General features: G+C 64.1%; 5 protein-coding genes. 2 read left to right on the top strand and 3 right to left on the bottom strand.

All coding sequences use genetic code 11. From position 1 onward, the window contains the following. The coding region (locus tag FY112_RS07055; RefSeq protein ID WP_151518059.1) for an isoprenylcysteine carboxylmethyltransferase family protein at positions 1 to 623 on the top strand (623 nt) is incomplete at its 5' end. Between the two features lie 260 nt (positions 624 to 883). Here the strand turns inward: FY112_RS07055 and FY112_RS07050 are convergent. After that, positions 884 to 1,414 carry a gamma carbonic anhydrase family protein gene (locus FY112_RS07050; protein ID WP_151518058.1) on the bottom strand — a complete coding sequence of 177 codons (531 nt, stop codon included), beginning with the start codon at positions 1,412 to 1,414 and terminating at the stop codon, positions 884 to 886. 10 nt (positions 1,415 to 1,424) lie between these two features. Further along, positions 1,425 to 2,120: a fumarylacetoacetate hydrolase family protein gene (locus tag FY112_RS07045; RefSeq protein WP_151518057.1), complete on the bottom strand. Its 696-nt coding sequence runs from the start codon at positions 2,118 to 2,120 to the stop codon at positions 1,425 to 1,427. Between the two features lie 278 nt (positions 2,121 to 2,398). Between FY112_RS07045 and FY112_RS07040 the strand changes: the two genes are divergently transcribed. Then, positions 2,399 to 3,151, top strand: coding sequence for a nucleotidyltransferase domain-containing protein (locus FY112_RS07040; protein ID WP_151518056.1), 753 nt, complete (start codon positions 2,399 to 2,401; stop codon positions 3,149 to 3,151). A 31-nt stretch (positions 3,152 to 3,182) separates the two neighbouring features. Here FY112_RS07040 and FY112_RS07035 read toward each other — a convergent pair whose 3' ends face one another. Next, positions 3,183 to 5,153, bottom strand: coding sequence for an adenylate/guanylate cyclase domain-containing protein (locus tag FY112_RS07035; RefSeq protein WP_151518055.1), 1,971 nt, complete (start codon positions 5,151 to 5,153; stop codon positions 3,183 to 3,185). Between the last annotated feature and the right edge of the window lie 151 nt (positions 5,154 to 5,304).

The following is a 5,304-nucleotide window of genomic DNA, read 5'->3' as shown; positions in this document are numbered from 1 at the left end:
TTGTAGCGCTGTTCTGGCCGGCCGGCACGCTCGACTGGCCGCGCGGCTGGATTTTTCTCGGCCTGTTCCTTGTGCTGACTGCTGTCGCAATCATCTGGATCTGGCGGACGAATCCGGAGCTGTTTGCGGCGCGCAGCCGATACCAGAAGGGTACAAAATCCTGGGACGCCGTGGTGGCGACGCTGACGATCATTCTCTTTGCTGCCATTCTTCCGGTCGGCGCATTCGATGACGGACGTTTCCACTGGGCGCCGCAGCCCGATTGGGTCGTCTTGATCGGCTATCTCCTGATGACATCAGGTTATCTCGGCCTGACCTGGGCGCAATCGGTCAACCGGCATTTCGAGCCGACGGTGCGCATTCAGACCAACCGCGACCTCAAGGTGATCGACACCGGACCCTACGCCGTAATCCGCCATCCCGGATACGCAACCGCCATCGTGCTCAGCGCCGGCATGGCGCTGTCGCTTGGATCGCTCTACGCGCTGATCCCCGCCGGCCTGCTCGTCGTCGTCCTCTTCGGCCGCACGCTCGGCGAGGAGGCCGAACTGCGCAAGGGCCTCGAAGGCTATGCGGAGTACATGGAGCATGTGCGGTGGCGCTGGATTCCGGGCGTGTGGTGAGCGGCGGAGCAGGCGGAGAGGGCGCCTGACCACCCGCCTCCGTCCTTCGAGGCTCCGGCCTTTGGCCTGCGCACCTCAGGATGAGGGCTGATCGGTGTGCCGTGTGGTTGGGAGGCTGATGGGTGTCTGGCAGGCTGATGAATTCGCGACCGTCATCCGTCGCCCTTCTCTCACCTGCGGCCCTCTCTCCAGCCTCATCCTGAGGTGCCCCGCAGGGGCCTCGAAGGACGGGGCTGGCCACCTGCCGCCGAGGTACCCAATCACCCGATCTGTTTGAGATCGCGGGCGAAGCGTTGCCAGTTGGCGACGTAGTTTTCTGCCGAGCGAAGGATGGCTTCGATTGCCGCCTCGTCGAGCACGCGCACCGCGCGGGCAGGAGTTCCGACGATCAGGGAGTTGTCGGGGAAATCCTTGCCTTCGGTGACCAGCGCATTGGCGCCGACGAGGCAGTTGTTGCCGATCTTCGCACCGTTCAGGATGGTCGCACCCATGCCGATCAGCGTGTTGTCGCCGATGGTGCAGCCGTGGAGGATGGCGTGATGGCCGATGGTGCAGTCTTTGCCTATCGTAAGCGGGAAGCCCATGTCGGTATGGGCCATCACGCCTTCCTGGATGTTGGTGCCTTCGCCGACGGTAATCGGCTCGTTGTCACCGCGCAGCACGGCGCCGAACCAGATGCCGACATTCTCGCCGAGCTCGATCTGGCCGATGATATTGGCGTCCGGTGCGATCCAATAGAGGCCAGCGGCGGGCAGTTTCGGCGTCGATCCGCCAAGTGCGTAGACGGGCATCGCTTTCTCCTCAGACGACCTCGACCGATAGGGTGGCGACGCCGTCGATGCCGCAATTGATGCGATCGCCCCTGGCCACCGCGCCGACGCCGGCGGGCGTGCCGGTCATGATGATATCGCCCGGTGCGAGGGTGAAGAGCTTCGACAGTTCGGCGATGATCTCCGGCACCTTCCAGATCATCTGGTTGAGATCGCCGTCCTGCACGCGCTTGCCGTTCTGTTCCAGCCAGATCCTGCCTTCGGCGGGGTGGCCGAGGCGGCTTGCCGGAATGATCGAAGAGACGGGAGCGGAATGTTCGAAGGCCTTGCCGACTTCCCAGGGACGACCGAGCTTCTTTGCCTCGCCCTGTAGGTCGCGACGGGTGAAATCGATGCCGACGGCGTAGCCGTAGATGCAGTCGAGCGCGTCGGCGGCCTTAATGTTCGCGCCACCCGATTTCAGCGCCAGCACGCACTCGACCTCGTAATGCACGTCGTTCGACAGCGGCGGATAAGGAAAGGCCTTGCCCGCCGGCAGCAGGTTGTCGGCATTCTTCTGGAAGAAGAAGGGCGGCTCGCGGCTGGGATCATGGCCCATCTCGATGGCATGGTCGGCATAGTTGCGCCCGACACAATAGACGCGGCGCACCGGAAAACGCTCGGCGCTGCCCTCGACCGGCAGCAGCACCGGTTGCGGAAGCGGGATGACGGTGACGGGATCGGACATTGGCGGGATCTTCCTGTTTACGAGTCTTGCGCCATCTTAGACGGAAAACATCGCGGCGGGAAAGCCGTCCTTGGCGTCCGGCTTCGGTGCATTGACGCTGTCATGGTCGCGGGGTAACCTTGGCCATGAGCAGGATTTTTAGAGTTTCGATGACGTCTACGACCACCGCGCCGCGGTGGGTGGTAGACGCGTGAACTGAATCATCGCTGCTAAGACCAACCCGCCGGAGACGAGCGGGTTTTTTGTTCCCGCCCGTGTCCGCATTCGAGGACGAGATCGTGGACGATATCCAGAAGCATATTCTTGCGGAGCGGGCGCTGGCCGCTGCCCGCCACTGTGTCGCCAGCCGCTTTGCCGGGGCTGCTTTCAGTTATGTGGCCGGTTCCCTCATGCGTGGCGAGGGAACCGCGTTTTCGGATATCGATCTGGTCGTCGTGTTCCCGTCGCTCGAAAGAGCCTGGCGGGAATCGTTCACTGAAGACGGTTTCCCGGTCGAGGCCTTCGTCCACGATCCGCAGACACTGGCGCATTATCTCCATCAGGATGCCGACAGCGGTTATCCCATCATGGTCAACATGATTGTCACCGGCAGCATACTGGGGCCGGATATCGACAGCGCCCACGTCATCCAGGCAAGGGCGGCAAGGATGCTGGCGGCAGGACCCAAGCCTCTTGCCGGGGCAGACTACGACTTGCTGCGCTATCAGGTCACCGATCTGGCCGACGATCTGCGCGGAACGCGCCCGCCCGAAGAGATCGCCGCCATCACCGCACTCCTCTACCAAAAGCTGGCCGACCTGATTCTGCTCGGACGTGGCACATGGAGCGGTCGCGGCAAGTGGGCGCCGCGCCTCATGAAGAAGCTCGATGCGCAATTGGCAGCCGAATTCGACGCGGCGTTCAGTCTGGCGGCAGCAGGCGACGGCGTCCGATTCCTGGCTTTGGCCGATCGGGAGCTTGCCTTGCATGGCGGCCGTTATTTTGAGGGGTTCAGACAGGATGCGCCGCTGGAAGCGCGCCGCCTGGGATAGTATCGATTTGCGTTGACTGCGTTCTGCGCGGTTATTCCTCGCCGGACTCGACCAGCGCCTCCCGGACGATCACGTAATAGGGGGCAAGCTCGGGAATATCGGCGGCGAGCCTGTCGAAGGCGGGGTCGGATGGCGCAAGGGTGCCGGCGTATTTCGCCGCGATGAAGGCCTGGTGGGCAGCAAGGGCTTCGGCTTCGGCCTTGTGCACGACGGTATAGACCGGCGAAGGCACGGTGCGACCTTTGACGATGATGCGATCGAGCTCAACGACCGTGTAGGTGCCGGCGACCAGCCTTGCGGTCTCCTCGCCGAGCAGCAGGGCCACGCCATAATTCTTCGAGGCGCCTTCGAGGCGGGAGGCGAGGTTGACGCTGTCGCCGAGGCAGGAATAATCGAAGCGGCGGGTCGAGCCCATATTGCCGACGATGCATTCGCCGGTGTTGATGCCGACGCCCATCTTCAAGACGTGGGGCTTGCCGCCGCGTGCTGCGGCTTCCCGTTCCAGCTCACGGTTGAGGTTCGAAATCGCGGCCTGCATGGCGAGCGAGGCTTTGACTGCGTGGAGCGCATGCTCGGGATCGTCGAGCGGCGCATTCCAGAAGGCCATGATGCAATCGCCCATATATTTGTCGATCGTGCCGCCGTGATCCATCACCACGTCGGAGAGCGGCGTCAGCAGCCGGTTGATCAGGCCGGTCAACTGCTCCGGATCGTCCTTCAGTGTCTCGGCGATGGTGGTGAAGCCGCGTACGTCGGAAAATAGCACCGAGAGCGTGCGCCGCTCGCCGCCGAGCTTCAGCTGTGAGGGATCGTTCGACAGGCGTTTGACGAGATCTGGCGAGATATATTGGGCGAAGGCGCGGGTGATCTGGCGCTTGTTGCGGCGCTCCTCGGCAAAATCGAAGGCGGCCTGGCCGAAGACGACAGAGATATAGGCGACGGTCGGGCCGAGCGGCGAGACGAAGAGATGGGCAAGCCGCATGCCGGCGGCACTGACGGCAGCGAACGCAAGGAGGGCCGCCGCGCTGGTCACGATAGTCAGCCATCCGGTTGCGCGCCAGACGGTGGTTGCGGCCAGCAGCACCGATACCAGGATGCACGCGGCGACCGTCGGCAGCCGGGCCTCCGCGATCGACAGGCCGCTGCGGATATTGTCGTAGATCGTCGCCTGGATCTCGACGCCGGAGACGAGCTTGCCGGTATGGACGGTGTAGGGCGTCGCGAAGGCATCGACGCCGCCTTTGTCGATGGCGGGCGCATTCTGCAGGCTGAGGCCGACCAGCACGACGCGGTCCTTGAAATAATCCGGCGGCAGCAGGTGCTGTGGATCGAGCGCCTGATAGTACGAGACGGTGGGATAGCTGCGGGCCGGGCCGAAGGACTGGATGAGCCGGCCGGCCGGCAAGGTCTCGGGGGCCACGCCGGCGACCTTGGTCAGCATGGCGGCAAAGCCGTCCTCATAGCCCGGGATGCGCCGGAAGGTGCCGTCGCCGCTGAGTTCGACGGAGGCGATGCCGGTCACGGCACCTGCCTCGGTGAGCTGCGGCAGGGGTGTCGCGCGGATCAGCTGCGAGGCCTGCGGCGTTTCGATCAGCGTTTCGTCGCCGGCAAGCACGGTATCGGGGCCGACCGCTTTGGTGATCGCCGCGTCATTATCGGGGTTCGAGGGCTCGGCCATGATGATGTCGAAGCCGATGACGCGGGCGCCGGCGGCGCGCAGCTGGCTGATGAGCTCGGCATGTAGGCTGCGCGGCCAGGGCCATTGCGCATTGATATCGGCAAGCGAGGGTTCGTCGATCGCGACGATGACGGGTCCGCCGGGCGGCGGACGGGGATCGTCGACTGTCGAGAGATAGTCGAAGCTTCGGAGCTCCAGCAGCGACCAGGCGGGCAGGCGCGATAGAAAAGAGATGGCGATCAGCGTCGTCAGCGACAGCACAAGCAGCCTGAGATGTCGGCTCCTGGTCTGCCCTGCCTGCCGCGACTTCTCCTGCGGCCGCATCAGAAGCGAACTTTGAGCGTGCCCTTGAAAGCGCGGCCCCAGCCGGGCACTCCAGGCGTGATCTCGAAGTCCTCGTCGAGCAGGTTATAGGCGGCTGCCTCCAGCTCGATGCGCTTATCGAACGGTTCCCAGACCAGGTGGGCGTCGAGGC

This window comes from Rhizobium sp. PEPV16 (genome assembly GCF_008919455.1).
GTDB classification, from domain to species: domain Bacteria; phylum Pseudomonadota; class Alphaproteobacteria; order Rhizobiales; family Rhizobiaceae; genus Rhizobium; species Rhizobium leguminosarum_Q.
Note: the sequence above shows the minus strand (reverse complement) of the source record. Positions and strands in the feature narration are given on the sequence as shown.

Excerpts from the sequence above, each read along its gene's own strand:
- FY112_RS07050 (WP_151518058.1), bottom strand. The coding sequence starts at position 1,414 with ATGCCCGTCTACGCACTTGGCGGATCGACGCCGAAACTGCCCGCCGCT.
- FY112_RS07045 (WP_151518057.1), bottom strand. The coding sequence starts at position 2,120 with ATGTCCGATCCCGTCACCGTCATCCCGCTTCCGCAACCGGTGCTGCTG.
- FY112_RS07035 (WP_151518055.1), bottom strand. The coding sequence starts at position 5,153 with ATGCGGCCGCAGGAGAAGTCGCGGCAGGCAGGGCAGACCAGGAGCCGA.